At 59.5% G+C, this 18,133-nt stretch carries 18 protein-coding genes and 1 pseudogene; 10 read left to right on the top strand and 9 right to left on the bottom strand.

What is annotated here, in order from left to right; all coding sequences use genetic code 11:
• Positions 1–305: 305 nt before the first annotated feature.
• The gene (locus BCA01S_RS39125) at positions 306–437 is read right to left on the bottom strand and encodes a hypothetical protein (RefSeq protein WP_255218479.1); all 132 of its coding nucleotides are present in this window, start codon (positions 435–437) and stop codon (positions 306–308) included.
• A gap of 304 nt (positions 438–741) precedes the next feature.
• On the opposite strand from BCA01S_RS39125, the gene BCA01S_RS23550 reads away from it, so the two are divergent.
• Both BCA01S_RS23550 and BCA01S_RS35125 read left to right on the top strand, forming a co-directional pair.
• The gene (locus BCA01S_RS23550; RefSeq protein ID WP_244146054.1) at positions 742–1,497 is read left to right on the top strand and encodes an RNA polymerase factor sigma-70; all 756 of its coding nucleotides are present in this window, start codon (positions 742–744) and stop codon (positions 1,495–1,497) included.
• On the top strand, positions 1,478–1,687 hold the full coding sequence (locus tag BCA01S_RS35125) for a zf-HC2 domain-containing protein (RefSeq protein WP_174447078.1): 210 nt from the start codon (positions 1,478–1,480) through the stop codon (positions 1,685–1,687). The genes BCA01S_RS23550 and BCA01S_RS35125 overlap by 20 nt, the downstream gene beginning before the upstream one ends.
• Before the next feature lie 70 nt (positions 1,688–1,757).
• On the opposite strand, the gene BCA01S_RS37285 is transcribed toward BCA01S_RS35125, so the two are convergent.
• A complete protein-coding gene (locus tag BCA01S_RS37285) occupies positions 1,758–2,048 on the bottom strand; it encodes a DUF1272 domain-containing protein (protein ID WP_084166908.1) in 291 nt (96 codons plus the stop codon).
• A gap of 514 nt (positions 2,049–2,562) precedes the next feature.
• Positions 2,563–2,916, bottom strand: a pseudogene (arsC, locus tag BCA01S_RS35130) (arsenate reductase (glutaredoxin)); the annotation flags it as partial.
• A gap of 908 nt (positions 2,917–3,824) precedes the next feature.
• Here arsC and parA point away from each other — a divergent pair.
• Both parA and BCA01S_RS23570 read left to right on the top strand, forming a co-directional pair.
• Positions 3,825–4,487, top strand: coding sequence for a ParA family partition ATPase (parA, locus tag BCA01S_RS23565; protein ID WP_027779030.1), 663 nt, complete (start codon positions 3,825–3,827; stop codon positions 4,485–4,487).
• Positions 4,488–4,511: 24 nt separating this feature from the next.
• A complete protein-coding gene (locus BCA01S_RS23570) occupies positions 4,512–5,570 on the top strand; it encodes a ParB/RepB/Spo0J family partition protein (protein WP_027779031.1) in 1,059 nt (352 codons plus the stop codon).
• Between the two features lie 82 nt (positions 5,571–5,652).
• On the opposite strand, the gene BCA01S_RS23575 is transcribed toward BCA01S_RS23570, so the two are convergent.
• A complete protein-coding gene (locus tag BCA01S_RS23575; RefSeq protein ID WP_027779032.1) occupies positions 5,653–7,002 on the bottom strand; it encodes a replication initiation protein in 1,350 nt (449 codons plus the stop codon).
• A 1,811-nt stretch (positions 7,003–8,813) separates the two neighbouring features.
• Here BCA01S_RS23575 and BCA01S_RS23580 point away from each other — a divergent pair.
• On the top strand, positions 8,814–10,019 hold the full coding sequence (locus tag BCA01S_RS23580) for a DNA-binding protein (protein ID WP_027779033.1): 1,206 nt from the start codon (positions 8,814–8,816) through the stop codon (positions 10,017–10,019).
• A 59-nt stretch (positions 10,020–10,078) separates the two neighbouring features.
• Here the strand turns inward: BCA01S_RS23580 and BCA01S_RS23585 are convergent, their stop codons facing one another.
• From BCA01S_RS23585 to BCA01S_RS23595, 3 genes are all read right to left on the bottom strand, one after another.
• Entirely contained in the window at positions 10,079–11,161 is a 1,083-nt protein-coding gene (locus BCA01S_RS23585; protein WP_027779034.1) for a tyrosine-type recombinase/integrase, read from the bottom strand.
• Positions 11,162–11,216: 55 nt separating this feature from the next.
• Positions 11,217–11,615: a DUF2471 family protein gene (locus BCA01S_RS23590; protein WP_027779035.1), complete on the bottom strand. Its 399-nt coding sequence runs from the start codon at positions 11,613–11,615 to the stop codon at positions 11,217–11,219.
• Between the two features lie 124 nt (positions 11,616–11,739).
• The gene (locus tag BCA01S_RS23595; RefSeq protein WP_027779036.1) at positions 11,740–12,378 is read right to left on the bottom strand and encodes a helix-turn-helix domain-containing protein; all 639 of its coding nucleotides are present in this window, start codon (positions 12,376–12,378) and stop codon (positions 11,740–11,742) included.
• 164 nt (positions 12,379–12,542) lie between these two features.
• On the opposite strand from BCA01S_RS23595, the gene BCA01S_RS23600 reads away from it, so the two are divergent.
• A complete protein-coding gene (locus tag BCA01S_RS23600; protein ID WP_027779037.1) occupies positions 12,543–13,742 on the top strand; it encodes a glycine C-acetyltransferase in 1,200 nt (399 codons plus the stop codon).
• Positions 13,743–13,754: 12 nt separating this feature from the next.
• Entirely contained in the window at positions 13,755–14,786 is a 1,032-nt protein-coding gene (gene tdh / locus BCA01S_RS23605; RefSeq protein ID WP_020068636.1) for an L-threonine 3-dehydrogenase, read from the top strand.
• A 48-nt stretch (positions 14,787–14,834) separates the two neighbouring features.
• Here tdh and BCA01S_RS23610 read toward each other — a convergent pair whose 3' ends face one another.
• Positions 14,835–15,485, bottom strand: coding sequence for a YceI family protein (locus BCA01S_RS23610; RefSeq protein WP_027779038.1), 651 nt, complete (start codon positions 15,483–15,485; stop codon positions 14,835–14,837).
• 107 nt (positions 15,486–15,592) lie between these two features.
• On the opposite strand from BCA01S_RS23610, the gene BCA01S_RS23615 reads away from it, so the two are divergent.
• From BCA01S_RS23615 to BCA01S_RS23625, 3 genes are all read left to right on the top strand, one after another.
• Positions 15,593–16,306: a TetR/AcrR family transcriptional regulator gene (locus BCA01S_RS23615; protein WP_027779039.1), complete on the top strand. Its 714-nt coding sequence runs from the start codon at positions 15,593–15,595 to the stop codon at positions 16,304–16,306.
• A gap of 11 nt (positions 16,307–16,317) precedes the next feature.
• Positions 16,318–16,797: a nuclear transport factor 2 family protein gene (locus BCA01S_RS23620; RefSeq protein WP_027779040.1), complete on the top strand. Its 480-nt coding sequence runs from the start codon at positions 16,318–16,320 to the stop codon at positions 16,795–16,797.
• Between the two features lie 217 nt (positions 16,798–17,014).
• On the top strand, positions 17,015–17,545 hold the full coding sequence (locus tag BCA01S_RS23625; protein ID WP_027779041.1) for a hypothetical protein: 531 nt from the start codon (positions 17,015–17,017) through the stop codon (positions 17,543–17,545).
• Positions 17,546–17,567: 22 nt separating this feature from the next.
• Here the strand turns inward: BCA01S_RS23625 and BCA01S_RS23630 are convergent, their stop codons facing one another.
• Entirely contained in the window at positions 17,568–17,954 is a 387-nt protein-coding gene (locus tag BCA01S_RS23630; RefSeq protein ID WP_027779042.1) for a nuclear transport factor 2 family protein, read from the bottom strand.
• Between the last annotated feature and the right edge of the window lie 179 nt (positions 17,955–18,133).

The raw sequence follows: 18,133 nt of genomic DNA on the forward strand, positions 1-18,133 counted from the left end.
TCGGTGATCAGCCGTGAGGGGTGATGGTATGCGGCTTATCGCACGTTCAAGCAGTCGTGGCGTGGAATCGGGCCGCGAACACGCAGGTCAAAACGCGTGGTCGGAGCGCAGGAATGTGCAGGTGGCGTAGGCAGCGGCGCGGATTGGGTAACGGGGCATCTGACCCGTGAGTGGTTTTGTTCTGACGTTGCTACGAAAAAAGGGCGCCCATCTGGGCGCCCTTTTTCGCTTCGGACAGGTCGTCTCAGCGTCTTCCGCAGTCAATGCTGGTGCCTGCATCGATGCAGGCGGCCGGTAGCCGGAGCTTAATTGCCGAAAAACACGTTGCAGTAAGATGCGGGGCCATTGCATTGCGCCGGGGCAGCAGCCTCGGCTGCGCCGGAAGCGGCGGTGAACAAAGCGACGGAAGCGATCAGGGCGGACAGGATGCGTTTCATGGTGCTACTCCTCGTGGTGTTGGCTGGCGATCTGGTGCGATCGATGGCCGAAGAATAGCGATTCAGTGCCTACCTAAAAATGGGCTAGACGGGAAGACTTCTTTTCACTAACTGAAATAATGCAGTCGCAACGAATACCTCGCTTGCCCATCCCTTGACTGGCGTGCCTTTGGTGGGAGAGAAACGCCAGGTGCACGACGCCCGAACCTTATTTTCGTTTTTCGCAATAGTCGATTTCTGTTTGTCACAAGATGCCCGCCCAGCGCGACCAACGCCTACAAATCCCCCGTGTTGGAGACCGCGTATGTCCAATATCCATTCGCTTGCGCCGCAAGCTGCGGCAGAATGGCGCTCGTGCCAGAACCCCGTGCGAGACAACCTCTCCGTTTATGAGCAACAACCATTCAGACGACCGCGCGCACGCTTCGCGGAGCGTGCAGCGGAGCCTACCGTGACGCAGGCGAGCGCCGGGACACTCAGCGACCCTGTTTATCTGGCTCAACTGCGTCGCGACCTCGTGCGCTTCGCCCGTTTGCAATTGCGCGATGCCGCGGCTGCCGAAGATGCTGTCCAGGAAGCGCTCGCCGCAGCCTGGACGCAAGCCGACCGGTTTGTCGGGCAGTCGGAACATAAGACGTGGGTATTCGGCATCCTGCGGCACAAGCTCGTGGATACGCTGCGCGCCCGGCAACGCACGGTGAACCTCTCAGCCCTCGAGTCAGAACTCGACGGCGAAGCGCTACTCGATCGCGAATTGTTCAAGGACAACGGACACTGGTCGCAACAGACCAAGCCGCGCCCGTGGCCGACGCCCGAAACGGCGCTGCGTCAGCAACAATTCTGGGCGCTCTTCGAGGCGTGCCTTGAGCACCTGCCCGAGCATATTGGGCGCGTTTTCATGATGCGCGAATTTCTCGACCTCGACACCGATGCGATCTGCGCGGAACTGCAGCTGACCGCCAACCATTGCAGCGTGCTGATTTATCGCGCGCGCCTGCGCTTGCGCACCTGTCTGAGCGAGAAAGGCCTATCAAGCGAGGATGCAAATGGGGAAATGTAAGCACATCACCCGGCTGCTGTCCGACGCGTTGGACCGTCCGTTGACGACTGGCGAATGGGTTGCCATCCGACTGCATCTGCCGACTTGCAGCGGCTGCCGCAACTATCGCAAGCAGATTCGCTTGCTGCGTGACGCCGCTCGTACCATGAGCGGCATCTCGACGCCGGACGGGATGAACGGCGACGATTGATGCTGAGGTGCCGGTGGACTTGCGGCGCTTGCCGTAATGCTGCTGTCGGCGACGCGTATATACCGAAGCGTCAACGTTCGCCGGGTGGCGTAGTGCGATAGCGCCCGAGAAATTCGGAGTGCGAGGCGTCGTTGATCGCAACGGCGGTTCGCTCGCTACGGGCCGGGTGCTTTGCTAACTGAGCACGCGTGCGTATCGGTCGATGTGCAAAATTTCCGCCGCAGTTAGGGCATACGTTGCGCAGAGTCGTCAGCGCGCACACTTCGCAGAAAGTACATTCGTAGGTGCAGATCATCGCATCGGACGCATTCGGCGGCAGCGACTTTCCGCATCCTTCACAAGATGGGCGTAGTTCAAGCATTCGGACTCCGTTTTGTGTTTGTGAGCCGCACACGCGGGGGTGTGACGCGTCTGTTCCTGTTGCGCTAGCGTAGCTCGTGTCGTGTATCGGGAAGGGACAGGTCTGCGTTAATTACTGCCAGTGCGATGAATTTTTCGGGGCGCGTCGCTGTCTGCGGACGGTTGCGCGACGCACGGCGCGTTGCCCCTGCGTCGGTCGGATCAAGTCGACGCTAGCGCCTGCGACGCGTTGTTGTCACCCAGGGCGTTGGCTTCGTTTCCACCGACGTCGACTCACGGCCTCGATGAGATGTCATTGCATTTGGTTGAGCCGGTGCAACGCATGCGAATGTTCGTCGGTGCAAGCATATCGCCTGAACGAAGCGGATCGCTGACTGGTTGAGATGAGGTGCAAATCATGCCAACACAGTTGCGCAAGAATATGGCGCTGGACGAGGGCGTCTCACCTCCACAGCACATTGCGTAGGGGCCACGCAGTGCACTTCATTGCTGGGCGCTGGTGCGCGGTCCTGGACGAACAAGCTCGCCACCTTCTCGGGTGGACGGCCGATCACAGCACGCCCGTTTCGCACGACGATCGGCCGTTGCAGAAGTGTTGGGTGCGCAGCCAATGCTTCGTATAACTGAGCGTCAGTTAACGTGGACTCAGATAGGCCTAATGACTCGTATTCGGGCTCGGTGTCGCGGATCATTGCGCGCACCGGACAAGCCAGCTGCATGTTCAACTGCTGCAATTGGGCGACGGTGAGCGGATGATCCAAATATTCGATGACCTCAACAATCTCCTCGCCGTCGCTATAAGTGCCGGTAATCAGATCGTAGGTCGCGCGGGATTTGGAGCAACGAGGGTTGTGGTAGATGGTGATCATGACGCGATTGGTGGTTAAGAGGAGAGGCGGGTACGTCGGGGACGTTGTTGTCGGATTTTATCCGCTATCTGCGGATGCTTTGTTGCCCGGTCTGCCTGGTCTCGGTGCCGCCCGCCGCTGCCTCGGTGCATGACTGACGGCGGGGCGCGGTCGCGATGTTGTTTGTGAGGAACGCGTTGTTCTGGGCTTCTGCAAAGCGGCCGGTTGGGGAATGCAAAGGTCTTCGATGCCGACAGCCGCTCGCACGGATCAGAGCTGGTTTGAATGCCAGCTTTATGGGGTAGTCCCGATGCGGCGGCGGCACCGCTCTGCGTGGTCCGCGAACCGATTTGATCTCCGTCGGCCCTATCTACTCGGGGCGCGGGAGATAGCAACTTTATGCGCATAAAGCCGCCGACGTTTGCCCGGCTCATCCTCCCGTGCCTGCGGCGCCGGAATGGGTGGACAGCGGGTTTTGTGCCCGTTCTCAAACCGCCCGTTCTCTTAGCGACCCGCGATGGCCCAGGTCTGTAGTTGCCGCCATGTGGCAGGAGTCTTGATCCACTTGCCACTGTGAAGCAGCGAACGAAAATGAGCTTTCCGGCAACGGCACTTTATGCGCATAAACCCATTACTTGAGGTCCCATAGAGTTGCCGGGTAGCCGCCGCGACGCGATTGGCACTTACGCCAAGCGGACCCGCTCACAAGCGCCGATCACTTACCCAGCTGCGCATGTGGCCACCTATGTCTCCTCTGCGCCTCACTTCGCATCGCATCGCGCCTCGTCATTGCGCCGCGCTACGCCGCAGCCAGGTTTATGCGCATAAACCTGGCTGAACGGCTAATTCCATCGCGATTCAAAAGAAACGATTGAAATACGAATTCTTCCAGGTAGAATCCATCTGCGCTTAAAAAAGAGAGGTGAACATTGGCAGCCGAAATCATCGCGGTAACTCAGCAAAAAGGTGGAGTCGGGAAGAGCACAATCGCGATGCATCTCGGGGCCGCTTTCCACGAGAAAGGAAAGCGAGTCCTGGTCGTGGATGCCGACGGTCAGAACACATTGATCCACTGGGCCAGTGCATCCTCGGACGGTGACACTGGCATCCCGTTCCCCGTCGTCAATCTCTCTGAAGCCGGCAGCCAGATTCACCGTGAGATCAAGAAGTTCGTTGGCGACTACGACATCATCGTCGTCGACTGTCCACCTTCCATTACGGAAAAAGTCTCGGGCGTCGTACTGCTCGCGGCGAGCGTTGCGGTTATCCCGACGTCGTCGTCGCCCGCTGACTATTGGTCGAGCATTGGCTTAGTCAAACTCGTCCAGCAAGCTCAAGTTATGAACGAAGACCTGCGCGCAGTTTTCCTGCTCAACAAGACGGAAGAAAAGCGCATGCTGACGCGCGAGCTCAAGCGCGCGTTAGAAGAGCTCGGATTTCCCCTCCTCAAGACCCAGATTCCTACCCGTGAAGCCTACAAGCAGGCAATGGCATTGGGTCAAACAGTGCTACAGATGAGCGATCGCGGCGCCAAGCTCGCCGCCATCGAAGTACGGGCGTGCGCGAATGAGATCGCCGCCTTGCTCCCGTGAATTTATGCGCATAAAGGACCCTGAATGAAACCCTCCCAATTTGCCAAAGGCTTTCAAGCACGTCCTGATACGACCAGCAGCGAGAAGCGAACGGCGCTAGACCGACTGAACGCCATCGACGGGCTGGTCAAAAACAATGCCTCGAAAGCCCCCGACGGTACCGTGCGACCACTTCCGGGCGTAGTTCCGCAAGCCGATTCGGGCCTCGACACCGTCGATCCCGAAAACGAGTCCGCCGCCTATCGTGCATGGAGAGTTGGACACGGATATCGCCCGGGCCAGGTCATCGAGCTTGCACTGAAGACGATCAAGCCGAGCCCCTTCAATCCGCGGCACTTCTACGTGAAGTCATCGATTGCCGAACTCGCCGTCAATCTGGCGAAGCAAGGACAACAGCAGGCGATCCACGTCATTCCTGACTATGACAATCCCGGCACCTACTTCGTCAGCGACGGCGGTAGACGTGTGCGGGCGTTGAAGGAAGCAAACAAGGAATCAGTGAAGGCGATCGTTATCGATCTGCCAATTGGAATTCAGAGCTACAAGCTCGGCTACGATCTCAACGTCCAGCGAGACTCGCAGACAGTGTTCGACAATGCGGTGGTCTGGAAACGCTTTCTTGACGACCGCCATTTCCAAAGCCAGAAGGAACTGGCTGAGCATCTTGGTTTGGACGAGTCGACGGTGGCTGTGGCGTTGTCGATTGCCAAGTTGCCCGAAGCAGTCATGCATGAGATGGTCGCGCGGCCTGACCGTTTCGGCTCCAACATGGCATATCAGGTCGGCCGATATCACGCGGCTCGCGGTGCCGACGCGACGCTGCGTCTGATCAACAAGATCCTCTCTGACGACCTCAGCACGCGGCAGGTTGCCGACATCGTCAAGGGCAGAGCGACTGCGCAGGAAAGCACCAAGCCGGCAGGTCGCCAGCGCTATGCGCAGCGGCTGGAAGTAAAGCTCGACGGAGTGTCGGTCGGCGACCTGAAGACCTACGGAGAGGACCGCATCGAATTGCGCCTCAAGGGCCTCACACGTGAAAAGCGGGACGACATTCTTCGACAGATCGAAAAGATGTTGAAGTAATAGTCGCTCAATAAGCGGTCTGGCGGCGGCCGCCGTCAGATGCGCCGCCGCGAACCATTATTGTCGGCAGCGTGCCGGCTAATCAGGCAGCGCGCGACTGACTCAGTGTGAAAGCGAGCAGATCGCCGTCGGTCGGCTCGCCCCACGTCTTGCGAGCCAGCCAATCGAAGAACGCCGTCTCGACGATCTTCGAGTCGAGTCCCCGGCGACGCCAGTCGTCGCGCATATGGGCGCCGAGCCCCGGCAACTCTTCTTCCTCGAACGACTGCCGCGCGATGTCCCGTTCGGACTCACCCTGTTCGTCGTAGAGCTCGCGTGCTTCCCTGCGGCGATACGCGGAATACTCGCCCAACAGGCGCGCCTTCAGATCGTCCGCGGGGGCCGCGACGGCAGCCTTAGCGCTACCAGCAGATGCCACGGTCTCGACAGGCGGTGCGTACCCTTTCTTCAGCGCGTCCTTGAACAGCGCCGGCGCACTGCGGACCGGCGGCAACGACGTGCTACGCATGCGTTGCTCGGTCATCTGCAAAGCCGCGCGGATGCGGTTCTCCTCGCTGTCCGCGTAGAGCGTTTGCGCCTCTTTCAGCGGAATGCCGATCTTGACCATCCGATCCACGAGCGTGCTGTCGAACACGTTCGGATGCTCGTCAAGAGCCAGCATAGGCTGCTTGCGCTCGGTTACGCGGAACTGAATTTCGGCGACACGACGGCCCTCGCGGTGCTCGATCAGCTCAACGAAGATATTTGTGACTGCGTTCACCTCGGCGATTGCCGGCCGTAAATAATCGCGCTTGAAGTATTTGTATTCGCGCTTTGCTTCGTCGCCCGCTTCCGTGTCCGGCGTGCCGGAGAGGATAGGGCGCCACCACTCCCACGACTCGCGCATCGTCAGATGGCTGGGATTGGTCAGATAGCGCACGCAGATTTCATACAGCGCTAGGCCCGCGCTGCTGCGCAACTGGCTCTGGAACTGCAGGCTAAGGCGAGCATACTGAACCGGATCGAGCAGTTTCTTCTTGATCTTCGGAGCGAACGAAAATTCAACCCAGACCCGGCGGGTGGTCGGATCCTCAAGAATCTCCGCGTCTGCGATCAGCGTGGAGATGCCCCACTTCCGGCCGGGCTTCTGACTGGACGTGCCAGTGCTCCATTCGACCTGAACCGAAACCATCCGGCGCAGGTGCTCCTTGACGAGAGCGGTGTCGTTGGAATCGAACGCAGAGTTGGCAACGATATCCGACAGTAACGCGCGATAGGTATCACCCGATTCGTCGGCTTGCTGCGCGACCGCGAGCAGCACATTGAACAGCTTGCGAGTCAGCAGCGTGATCTTGCCGCTCTTCGGCTGAATCGCGATCGCCTCGACGGCCTTGCGCAATTCCGCCGAGCTGGGGCTGACTACATCGGTTTTCTTGGCGCGCTTCGTGGCCATGCGTATGGTCAAGGAGGGATTTGGCGAGAGCATACCGACTGTGGTGATACCCGTCTATAGCGTCATTCTCACCATTGCGGGTGAAGCGAGTTTACTCGACGCGACTCACCTCGACAGACTCCCGAAAACCCTCACCTTCCCCTTTCGGCGCCAGGTTCGTCAATCCTTTGAGCGTCGCGGGCTGCGGAAAAATCGCGAGGTTTGCTGCGTCGGCTCGAAGGAGCGCGCGATATCCCGAACCTCCTCACCTCAAAAATTTTTCGCCTTTTTACGTTGGCGTGCATGCCGGTCACAAGGGCTGTGATCCCCTCGCCATATAGAGAGACCAGGGTGTGCGTGGCCATGTGCGTTGCGGCATCTTCGACAAAAGGGCCACGCAGAGGGGCCGAAATAGCGGCGCCAATCGCAACCCGTTGCGCGAGTCCCCCGAAAAAGCTCACCTTAGGATCGGTTCAATGCTCCAAACGGCGCGGGTTCCCTCGTGGCGAAGCGATAAAAGTGCTTCGAAATCGTCCCGAAAAGCCTCACCTTGGAACGCGGCGCCATGTTCGCAAGTCTTCCAGATGCACCTCCTGAAAAGCCTCACCTTTGCGGGAATAGCGATATTTATGCTTTATTTTCAATAGGTTATATCAAACAAAAATGGGTCCAACGTTGACTTTGCCAGCGTCGCGGCTCCCGTAAAATCTCACCTTAAGGCCGAATTGCACTTTCCCTCTATGCGCCATGCTGGCTTGGACGCTCCTGAAAACTCTCACCGTCGGCATTCAAGCGCCACCGCTACACGAACGGACAAGGGCCGTAGGTAGGACCTTTCCAGCCGATGAGCAGCCTGTGGCCCCCGAATTCCCTCACCTTTTCGGTTAAGACCGCCCGACACGCTCCCCGAAAACCCTCACCTTTCACGTCATCTCCGTTGACTTTGGAAAGGATTGGGTGCCTTGGCGACCAACTCCCGAATTTGCTCACCTTTGCAGCGCCGATGCCTGGCAATTTCACTGTGATGCGGGAAAACGTGCGCCGGAAGCGTGAACAGGTCCCGCAAAAGCTCACCTTGGACTCCAAATGCCTAAAATAAAGGCAAAACGGCCAGCTAAGCCCCGTAAAGCCTCACCTTTCATCGGCGTTTTCTCCCGTCTTCACTCACCACGAGGTTTTTCACGGCTCAAACAGGGTCAAAAAGAGGGCGTCGCGACCCTCCCGAAAGTGCTCACCTTGATCCTGACGGCTTTACGAGTCGCTGGCGAGGCCTGCCGGGCGCTCCAGACCGAACCGGTCCCGCAAAAACTCACCTTTCCCTGATGTCTCCTGCAGCGGGGTCCCCTGAACCCGCTCACGATACATCCCGGACCTGCTCACCACGCTTCCCGAACCCCATCACTCCGGATTCCCGCAGAACCTCACCAACTCTCCCGGAAAGCTTCACCTTGCTGCTCGGAAAGCCCCGCCAGGCATGGCTTTGCTTTGGCGTTAACGTTTTTAACTTGGGTTCAAAGGTGTTTACTTTTATTACTCTCTAGCCACAAACCAAGAGAGCTCTCGTATAGAAACAATCGCCAATCGCTTGTAGGATGCGTATCGTGAAACAGTGCGCTATCAAACCGATGCGCACATATCATGTTTGTTTACAATAGGTTATCCGCGGTTCTTAGTTTTGTTTCACGAAGAATCGTCGCATGGGTGACTCTGTATCTGCAAAATACGCCGTCCCCCACTAAGAACAGCCCCTGCACAGATCGAGCTCACAAAAACGTATCGTTTGCTACGTAAATTGTTATTATTCGTCCAGTTAGCACAATAGTGAGCCCAATATGAACGTGGACGACGAACGGCAAGCCATCCGCGAAGAGCTTGACGCGATGCGAACTCGCGGCAGCCGCCGCCAGGAATTGTCGCTGCATGCATGCAAGCGATTATTTTTCGATCTGGGCATACGACCGTCCATGGCTACCGTACGCGATCTCACTCAGACCGGCAGCGCAAGCGACATACCGAAGGACATCGACCACTTCTGGGAACGCATTCGTAATGTGTCGCGCGTCAAAGTCGGCGCGGGTGCCATCCCGAAAGCTCTGGAAGAGCGCGCCGGCGAATTGCTGGGCGCGCTTTTCGAAGAAGCCGTCGCCCATGCGCGCACTACACTGGACGCCGAGCGGGAAGAGTCGCGCTCGCAAATTGCCGCGGCGGAACAACGCGCACGCGAGGCGGAAATCCGTCGCGACGCTTCGGAAGATGCCATCAAGCGCAGTGAACAACGGGCGGAAGCTGCATGGGAACGTGTTCGCGCGCTGGAGGCGGAGTTGTCCACCGTCACTACGCACGGCACCGCCCACCATGAAGGCCTGCAAGCAACGGTGCGCAGGCTCGAACAGGAAAACGAAACACTCCGCCAACGCCTGGACATGGAACAGGCCGCGAACGCGACGTTGCGCGATCGCATCGACGCGCTTCATGTGGAATTGCGCCAAAGCACCGAACACTACGCGCAGCAGATCAAAGATGCCGTCGCCGAGGCCGAGCGCCGGGTGAAGCCGATGCTTGTCGAACTGGATTCGCTGCGCAGCATGGCCGCGACCTATCAGTCCGGCGTGCGCGATGCGAGTCGAAAGGAATTCGAGTTCATTCAGCAACTTGCGGCAGCCAAGGCACGGGGCGACCGGCTCGATGGCCAACTGCGCGAGCAGTCGAACGAGGTCGACGCGCTGACAAAAGAACTTGCGGCTCTGCGCGGCCAGCAGGGCATCGACCCGGGCATCGGCAGTTTGCTGTGCTCGCTGGTTGAAGGCGGCCGGCTCACGAGCGACGAATTACGAACGATTGGAACCGCAGCGGACGGCCACGTGCGCTTGCCGCTGCGCTGCCCCAAGTGCGAGGAAGGTGAGCCCGAACTCTCGCAGGTCGATCACCGGTTCGAACTGCAGTGTCCGGAATGTGAGCACTCTTCCGGGCTCGGCGATTCACGGCTGGAAGCGGTAAGCCGATTTCTATCTAGCAACTCGCTTTCAGCACAGGCGTGAAACGAAGGAGCCGCCTACGTCAAAGGTGAGGAAATTCGGGATGCCAAAAGTGAGAGGTTTCAGGACTCCGCCGCATCCGGCGTCCTCGTGAAACGCCCGTCCATGCGAGGTTCGGGCAACATCGGCGCGGCAGGATCCGGTTCGTGTATGGCGCCTGGATCCTGCTGTTTCGTCCATGTTTGCCAAGCTCGATAGAGACGATTCGCAGACACGGCCTGCACAAATCCGAGCCATTGTCCGACGAGTTCCGCCTCCACTCCGCTTTCGAACAGTTCGGCAGCAAACGTATTGCGCAAGGTTTGCGGACTGGCGCGCGATGTACGCGACGCCGCAATGCCTGCCGCTTCGACGAGTGCATCGACGGCACGAAGCATAGTGGCCTTGTGCATCGGCCTACCCGAAGGCGACGCAGGAAAAATCAGATCGCCGGCAAGGTCCGCCATGCGCCGCTCGGCGAGCCATGCGTCGAGTAACGCCGACGCGAAAGGCGCCAGCCGCGTGCGCCGCATGAGCGTCGGGTTTGTCGAGTCGATTGTTAACCACGGCGAGCCTGGTGCCGCGCAACTAACCGCTAAGGCGGCGGCCTCGCCGGTTTTCAGTCCACCGCCGAGAAACACTGCGATCAATGCGCGGTCGCGCCGTTCTTTCCAGCGCTGCACTTTGGACACGCCCTGTAACGGCGAAAACAGATGCGCTATCAATGCGGCCCGTTCGGCATGATGGAGAAAACCGGTCGGCTCGTTCTCGCTTGCGTTGCGCCACGCGGCTTCCCCATCCTGGGCGATGAAACGAGCCGGATTAGTCGACGATGCTTCGACTTCGCGCACATGATCCAGCACGCGCTCAATCAAACGCAGGTAACGCACACGCTGCGGCTTGCGAATATCCAGGCCAGCGACAAAGTCGGCGATGCTCTGCGTGTCGACAGCGACCAGCGTCTTTTGACGCGTGGCCAACCACTCGAGAAAAAGTCCCCACTGGGCCTGATAAACCTGCGCTGACGAACGCCTGAAATGCTGCTTCGCAAGCCACGCGTCGAACGCGATTTGTGGATCGCGGCGCCAGTCTTCGCGTTGCTGATCGAAAAGATCGGTGGATGGATCCGGGCGCGGAACCGGATCGGATAAATGAGGAGGCGACATGCGCAATCGTTCAGTTAGTTGCGCCCATTGTAGACTCGACTGTCCAGGCTGACGGTCAGTCGCCCCAAGCTCTTGCCCGTTTATGTGCGGCAGGTTGAGATGCGCGTTTCGCAGCGCTGCGAGCCGCCTGCTCATAAGCGGAGACCGCAAATGCGAACACCGCGGGCAGCGCGGTGGACGTGCCGAAGTCCACGCCTTCGTCGGTCTCCGGATAAGGAAGGTCCGACGGACGCTGAAACAGACCGAGCATGAGCGCGTCGTGGCGGCTGGCAAATCCAAGGTCAGCCAGCGCCTCCGCCTCGATCGCGTGCAGCAGGCGCCAGGTAAGCGGCACCTGCTGCGCGATATAGCGCGCGGCGATATTGCGGACGATATATTCGAGATCGCGCGCCGCGGTTTGATAGCGCAGCGCGGCCAGAGCGCGGTCAGTTGTCTCAGTCGTCAGGTCGTTCATTATCGGCTCCAATCGATACCCTGCACTGTACAAATATACAGTGTTCGACGCAACCTTTCACACGCCGCGACTCCGTCGGCGACTGCGAGGACCGTTGAAAAGATTGCTACGGTGAGTCAGCCGCTCAGCCGTGGATCACCACCAGCAGCGCTTTTGCCTCGCCCTTGCCAGCATTGCGGATCGCGTGCGGCTCGTCTGCCACATAGCGCGCAGTGTCCGCAGCTTTCAGGCGCCTGGTGGTGCCGGCTGCCTCAATCTCAATCGATCCTTGCAGCACCGTCAGATGTTCACGTGTGCCGGGCTCGTGCGCATTGGACACCAGCGCCCCGCCCGGTTGAAGCGTCAACTCGTACCACTCGAATTTGCCGGCCAACTCGATCGGCCCCCACACCCGCAGTTGATACTTCGCATCGTGCCCGCTCAGCGTGGGGATTTCATGTGGACCCGCAACGGCGATCGCTTCGGGCGTCTTTTGCGGCGCAAACAGCGAATCGAGGCTCACTCCCAGCGCGTTGGTCAACCGCCACGCCACCGCGATCGTCGGATTTGCCTTGTCGCGTTCAATCTCCGAAAGCATCGACTTCGATACGCCGGCCGCGCGCGACAGATCGTCGAGCGTCATGCGCCGTTCTGCGCGCAAGCGCTGAATTTGTTCCCCGACGCGCGGTGGCGCCGCGATTGCGGGAGCCGCGACTGCATGAGGAGCGGACGCCGCGCCCGCCGCCGCACGACGATTACCCGAGCTTGCCATTTCCAGATCCATCGTTTAGAGTTGTTCGACATACCGGATTCTAGTTCGGAAAAACGAAAAAATCCGATAAAACTGACAGCCGACTATAGCAGGTCGCTTCGTGGCCGCCCATGTCGCGCGTGCCCAAAGCGGTGGAAGTCCCGCACTCGCCTATCACCCATTCAGGAGCCCGGTTCATGCGTGAACAATATCTGGCCCATCTGCGCGGCACTTTGGAGCAGATCCGCGCCGACGGTTTTTACAAGAGCGAGCGCGTGATCGCCAGCCCGCAATCGGCCGACATTCGTCTTGCCAACGGCACAGGCGTGCTGAATTTCTGCGCGAACAATTATCTGGGACTCGCCGACGACGCACGGCTCATCGAGGCGGCGAAGCAAGGCCTGGACAACGACGGTTTCGGCATGGCGTCGGTGCGTTTCATTTGCGGCACCCAGACCGTGCATAAGCAACTCGAAAGCGCGCTCGCCGAATTTTTGCAAACCGACGATTGCATTCTCTATTCGAGCTGTTTCGATGCCAACGGCGGTCTCTTCGAAACGCTGCTCGACGAGAACGACGCCATCATCAGCGACGAGTTGAATCACGCGAGCATCATCGACGGCGTGCGGCTTTCGAAGGCGAAGCGCTTCCGCTACAAGAACAACGATCTCGCCGATCTCGAAGCGAAACTACAAGAGGCAGACGCCGCCGGCGCACGCTACAAGCTGATCGCCACCGACGGCGTGTTTTCAATGGACGGCATCATCGCCGACCTCGCCGGCATATGCGATCTCGCGGATCGTTACGGTGCGCTCGTGATGGTCGACGATTCGCACGCCGTTGGATTTGTCGGCGAACACGGACGCGGCACGCCGGAGCATTGCGGAGTGCTGTCGCGCGTCGACATCATTACCGGCACGCTCGGCAAGGCACTCGGCGGCGCCTCGGGCGGTTATGTCGCCGCGCGCAAGGAAATCGTGGACTTGCTGCGGCAGCGTTCACGCCCCTATCTGTTTTCTAACACGCTGACGCCGAGCATTGCGGCGGCATCGCTGAAAGTGCTCGAACTACTCGCAAGCGACGAAGGTTCGCAGTTACGCGAGCGCGTGCGCGAGAACGGCGCACACTTTCGCGACAAGATGAGCGCGCTCGCATTCACGCTCGTGCCCGGGGAACACCCAATCATTCCAGTGATGCTCGGCGACGCGCAACTCGCTTCGAAAATGGCCGATGCGTTGCTGAACGAAGGCGTCTACGTGATCGGCTTTTCGTTCCCGGTCGTACCGAAGGGCCGCGCGCGCATCCGCACGCAAATGAGCGCCGCGCATACAACAGAACAGATTGACCGCGCGGTGGATGCATTCGCGCGCGTCGGTCGCGAACTTGGTGTCATCTGAAACGGGACGCATATGAAAGCATTGGCAAAACTCGAGCGCGCGCCCGGTCTCACGCTCACTGACGTCAAAGTGCCCGAAGTCGGCCATAACGACGTGATGATCCGTATCAAGCGCACCGCGATTTGCGGCACCGACATTCATATCTGGAAGTGGGACGACTGGGCGCAGAAAACCATTCCTGTGCCGATGCATGTCGGTCATGAGTACGTCGGCGAGATCGTCGAAATGGGCGCGGAAGTGCGCGGCTTTTCGATTGGTGACCGCGTGTCCGGCGAGGGCCACATTACCTGCGGGTTCTGCCGCAACTGTCGCGCCGGGCGTCGGCATCTGTGTCGTAACACGGTGGGCGTCGGCGTAAATCGCGAGGGCGCATTCGCCGAGTATCTGGTGATTCCGGCGTTCAACGCGTTCAAGATTCCGCCCGAGATCTCCGACGACCTCGCGGCGATCTTCGACCCGTTCGGCAATGCCACGCACACCGCGCTATCGTTCAATCTGGTAGGCGAAGACGTGCTGATCACGGGTGCCGGGCCGATCGGCATCATGGCCGTGGCGATTGCGAAGCACGTGGGAGCGCGCAACGTCGTGATTACCGATATCAATGATTATCGGCTCGGCCTCGCCCGCAAGATGGGCGCGACGCGCGCCGTGAACGTCTCTCGTGAATCGTTGCGCGACGTGATGGCCGATTTGCACATGGCCGAAGGTTTCGACGTTGGCCTGGAAATGTCCGGCGTTCCGGGCGCGTTCACCGGCATGCTCGAAGCAATGAACCACGGCGGCAAGATCGCGCTGCTCGGTATTCCGCCCGCTCAAACAGCGATCGACTGGAACCAGGTGATTTTCAAAGGCCTTGAAATCAAGGGCATTTACGGACGCGAGATGTTCGAGACCTGGTACAAGATGGTCGCGATGCTGCAAAGCGGTCTCGACCTGTCGCCGATCCTCACGCACCATTTCAAGGTCGACGACTATCAGCAAGCGTTCGCGACCATGCTCTCCGGCGAAAGCGGCAAGGTCATTCTCGACTGGACTTCGGCATAGCACACATGTGGCGCCATGCGCGCCGCGTCAGACACGCCCGCAGCGTGCTCAAGCGCCTGCGGGCGTTCTGTCGAACTCGGCCTGAATGCGCACGTGAATGTCGTCGCCGACCGCTGGATACCATGTCGCGAGCCCAAACTTCGCGCGGCTGATATGCCCTTCTGCGGAAAAACCCAGCGTGTCTTTTTTCGTTAGCGGGTCGGGTGCAAAACCGTTGAAGGTGACGTCGAGCGTGACGGGTTGCGTTACGCCATGAATGGTCAGATCGCCCGTCAAGGTGCCGCGAGCTTCGCCGGTGCGCTCAAATTTCGTACTCACGAAACGGATTTCCGGATAGCGCTCCACGTCTAGCAGGCTCGGGCTTTTCACCATTTTGTCGAGCAGCGGCACATTCGTGTCAATGCTCGCGGCGTCGATCGTAACGGACACGCTACTCCGCTCCAGCCCGCCTTCTTTCCAGTCCAACTGCCCCGTCTTGCGGTCAAAGCGCATCGTAAAGCGCGAATACTTGAAGTGTTCGACGTCGAATGTGATGCTGCAATGGTCATGGTCGAGATCGTAGCGCCCCACCGGCACGCGCGCCTCATTCTGGCTGACCGAATGCGTGAGCACTTGCAATGGCGTGCAGGCCGTTGCAAAGAGGAAGGTTGTAGCGAACAAAGCGCGCACGACAATGGCGCGAGCGATAGAGGTCTTCATCAATAGCTTCCGGTTGACTCGTCTCGATCAAGATAACAGTTAGCGGTAGCCGCACGCAAAATGCGGGAAAACTTGACGAGGGAGAATGATCGTTCTACCCTTCGCACATGGCTACTCATTCTCGCATTGAAGAAGCGGCGGCGCCCAGCCCACGCGAGCGACTGCTTGACGCCGCGGAAGCGTTGATCTACGCCGGAGGCATACACTCAACCGGCGTGGATGCCATCGTCAAGCAGTCGGGAACCGCGCGTAAAAGCTTCTACACACATTTCGAATCGAAAGACGCACTCGTCGCGGCCGCACTGGAACGGCGCGACGAACGCTGGATGAACTGGTTTATCGCAGGCACGCAGCAGCGCGGCGGCACGACCGCACGCAAACGCCTGCTTGGGATGTTCGATGTATTGCGCGAATGGTTCGCCTCGGAGAACTTTCACGGTTGTGCGTTTCTGAACGCGGCCGGCGAAATCGCTTCGGCAGAAGACCCGATTCGGGTCGTCGCGCGAGAACACAAGGAACGTCTGCTTGCATTTGTGCGAGCGCAATGCGACCAGTTCGTCGCGCAAGCGAACGTGGATGCAAGGCGCGCCGCGCGCTTGTCGCGGCAATGGCTGTTGTTGCTCGATGGTGCGATCGCTGTCGCACTTGTAAGCGGCGAACCTGACGCCGCGCTCGACGCGCGAGCGGTCGCTCAAACTTTGCTCGACGCTGAATCAGGCGGAAAGCCCAAGAAGTCTGCAGACAGCAAGGCCTTACCTCGATCTGCAAGTAAGTCGCCGCCTTCCAGGCGGACCGCAACCTCACCGCAACCTGACCATTAGCGAGGAATTTCATGGCCGATCAAATCGAAAGCCGCCCGCCGCTGCCGCCGTTCACGCGCGAAACCGCGATCCAGAAAGTACGCGCGGCCGAAGACGGCTGGAACACCCGCGATCCCGAACGCGTGTCGCTCGCGTACACGCCGGACAGCGTGTGGCGCAACCGCGCCGAGTTCACGCATGGCCGCGCGGAAATCGTCGGGCTGTTGCGCCGCAAGTGGACGAAGGAGCTCGACTATCGTTTGATCAAGGAATTGTGGGCATTCACCGACAACCGCATTGCCGTGCGCTTTGCCTACGAATGGCATGACGACTCGAACAACTGGTTCCGCTCGTATGGCAACGAGAATTGGGAGTTCGACGAACACGGATTGATGGCGCGCCGTCACGCGAGCATCAATGATCTTCCGATTCGTGAAGCGGACCGGCTGTATCACTGGCCGCTCGGCCGCCGTCCCGACGATCATCCCGGTCTCTCCGATCTCGGGCTCTAGACCTTTCCACCCAACGTGAAGGCGGGCGCGTCGCCTTCACCGCTTTGCCATCAGTCCTCCGTTATGGTTGTGCTGCCGCTTTCCGGCACGTCTTGTGCCCGCAGGCCCGAGTGCGTCTTCAACATCGCATGAGTGGCTTGCGGTACAGTGCGCGACGGGCGGCACGCACAAAAACCAAACAGCATCGCGCCGGCGCTCGACCGGTGATGGAGAGGACATGCATCTTGGGCAGATCAGTAAGGGCATCCGCAAGCACATCAGCCACACATTGTTCGCGCTTGTCGCGGGCCTCGCTGGGACATCGGCAGCGCACGCGGGCAGCTGGTGCGACGGCGGCGTTTGGGTCGACGCCATGCTCGGCTCGTATCACATCAATCCCGACCCGGACACGCATTTCGAGCAGTTCAATCCGGGGCTTGGCGTCGAATGCTGGCTCAACAATCAATGGGCGCTGACGGCGGGCGGCTTCCGCAATTCGCTGCGCCGGCCGTCGTATTACGGCGGCGGCGTCTGGTCACCCGATTTCCTGCATTGGGGAATTGTGCGAATCGCGGCGATGGGCGGCATTATCTCCGGCTACAACTACGGCAACTGGGGACTCGGCCGCGACCATACGATCGGACCAGTGCTCGCCCCGCTCGTCATGGTCGAGTACAAGCGCGTCGGAGCGAACTTCATTGTCATTCCGCCGATTCCTTCCGACGACCTTCCGTTCACTATCGGCTTCCAGGTGAAGGTGAAGTTCTAGCCGCGTCTCGTGCAATGTGAGGCTAGTGGCCGCCTCTCGATGCCGTATCGAAGAACTCGACAAAACGCGTCAGCAAGCCATTCTTGAGAGTCATGACGTGAATCCACTCGCTTTCAACGACTTCACCCGTCGACCGGATCGTACCCTTCACGAAGCCTAGTGTGACGATATCGTCCCCCGCGTCGATATATTCGCGCGGTTCGAATACTGCGATGTCGTCGCTTTCCGCGAGCGACTTGAAGAATGCGGACACCTCGTTCTTGTTGCGGCATTCCCTTGGAAACGGCAGCGAAGCGGGTCCAACGACACGCCATTCAACGTCGTCCGCGATGACCTCGAGTATCGCGGGAATGTCGCCCCGCTGAAACGCCTCGTATGCACCTTTGACGACTGAGAGATTCGTGCTCATTGCTGTCTCCTTCAAAAAATCATATGAGCGGACGCGGCTGTTGTTCAGGGCGATCTGCGCCTGCGCTCAACCGCCGGCGTCGGCGAAGGTTGTGCACTAGCGGTCTCGCATCAGGCGTGCGGAGCTTACGGAAAGTCTGTTTGGAGAGTGCGGCAACTGGTTGCGGATTCGCTGGTGGC

Source organism: Paraburkholderia caledonica NBRC 102488 (assembly GCF_000685095.1).
Classification (GTDB): Bacteria; Pseudomonadota; Gammaproteobacteria; order Burkholderiales; family Burkholderiaceae; genus Paraburkholderia; species Paraburkholderia caledonica.

What these genes read in the sequence shown, in the direction of transcription:
- BCA01S_RS39125 (WP_255218479.1), bottom strand. Translation starts at nt 437, where the DNA reads ATGAAACGCATCCTGTCCGCCCTGATCGCTTCCGTCGCTTTGTTCACC.
- BCA01S_RS23550 (WP_244146054.1), top strand. Translation starts at nt 742, where the DNA reads ATGTCCAATATCCATTCGCTTGCGCCGCAAGCTGCGGCAGAATGGCGC.
- BCA01S_RS35125 (WP_174447078.1), top strand. Translation starts at nt 1,478, where the DNA reads ATGCAAATGGGGAAATGTAAGCACATCACCCGGCTGCTGTCCGACGCG.
- BCA01S_RS37285 (WP_084166908.1), bottom strand. Translation starts at nt 2,048, where the DNA reads ATGCTTGAACTACGCCCATCTTGTGAAGGATGCGGAAAGTCGCTGCCG.
- BCA01S_RS23570 (WP_027779031.1), top strand. Translation starts at nt 4,512, where the DNA reads ATGAAACCCTCCCAATTTGCCAAAGGCTTTCAAGCACGTCCTGATACG.
- BCA01S_RS23575 (WP_027779032.1), bottom strand. Translation starts at nt 7,002, where the DNA reads ATGGCCACGAAGCGCGCCAAGAAAACCGATGTAGTCAGCCCCAGCTCG.
- BCA01S_RS23580 (WP_027779033.1), top strand. Translation starts at nt 8,814, where the DNA reads ATGAACGTGGACGACGAACGGCAAGCCATCCGCGAAGAGCTTGACGCG.
- BCA01S_RS23585 (WP_027779034.1), bottom strand. Translation starts at nt 11,161, where the DNA reads ATGTCGCCTCCTCATTTATCCGATCCGGTTCCGCGCCCGGATCCATCC.
- BCA01S_RS23590 (WP_027779035.1), bottom strand. Translation starts at nt 11,615, where the DNA reads ATGAACGACCTGACGACTGAGACAACTGACCGCGCTCTGGCCGCGCTG.
- BCA01S_RS23595 (WP_027779036.1), bottom strand. Translation starts at nt 12,378, where the DNA reads ATGGATCTGGAAATGGCAAGCTCGGGTAATCGTCGTGCGGCGGCGGGC.
- BCA01S_RS23600 (WP_027779037.1), top strand. Translation starts at nt 12,543, where the DNA reads ATGCGTGAACAATATCTGGCCCATCTGCGCGGCACTTTGGAGCAGATC.
- tdh (WP_020068636.1), top strand. Translation starts at nt 13,755, where the DNA reads ATGAAAGCATTGGCAAAACTCGAGCGCGCGCCCGGTCTCACGCTCACT.
- BCA01S_RS23610 (WP_027779038.1), bottom strand. Translation starts at nt 15,485, where the DNA reads ATGAAGACCTCTATCGCTCGCGCCATTGTCGTGCGCGCTTTGTTCGCT.
- BCA01S_RS23615 (WP_027779039.1), top strand. Translation starts at nt 15,593, where the DNA reads ATGGCTACTCATTCTCGCATTGAAGAAGCGGCGGCGCCCAGCCCACGC.
- BCA01S_RS23620 (WP_027779040.1), top strand. Translation starts at nt 16,318, where the DNA reads ATGGCCGATCAAATCGAAAGCCGCCCGCCGCTGCCGCCGTTCACGCGC.
- BCA01S_RS23625 (WP_027779041.1), top strand. Translation starts at nt 17,015, where the DNA reads ATGCATCTTGGGCAGATCAGTAAGGGCATCCGCAAGCACATCAGCCAC.
- BCA01S_RS23630 (WP_027779042.1), bottom strand. Translation starts at nt 17,954, where the DNA reads ATGAGCACGAATCTCTCAGTCGTCAAAGGTGCATACGAGGCGTTTCAG.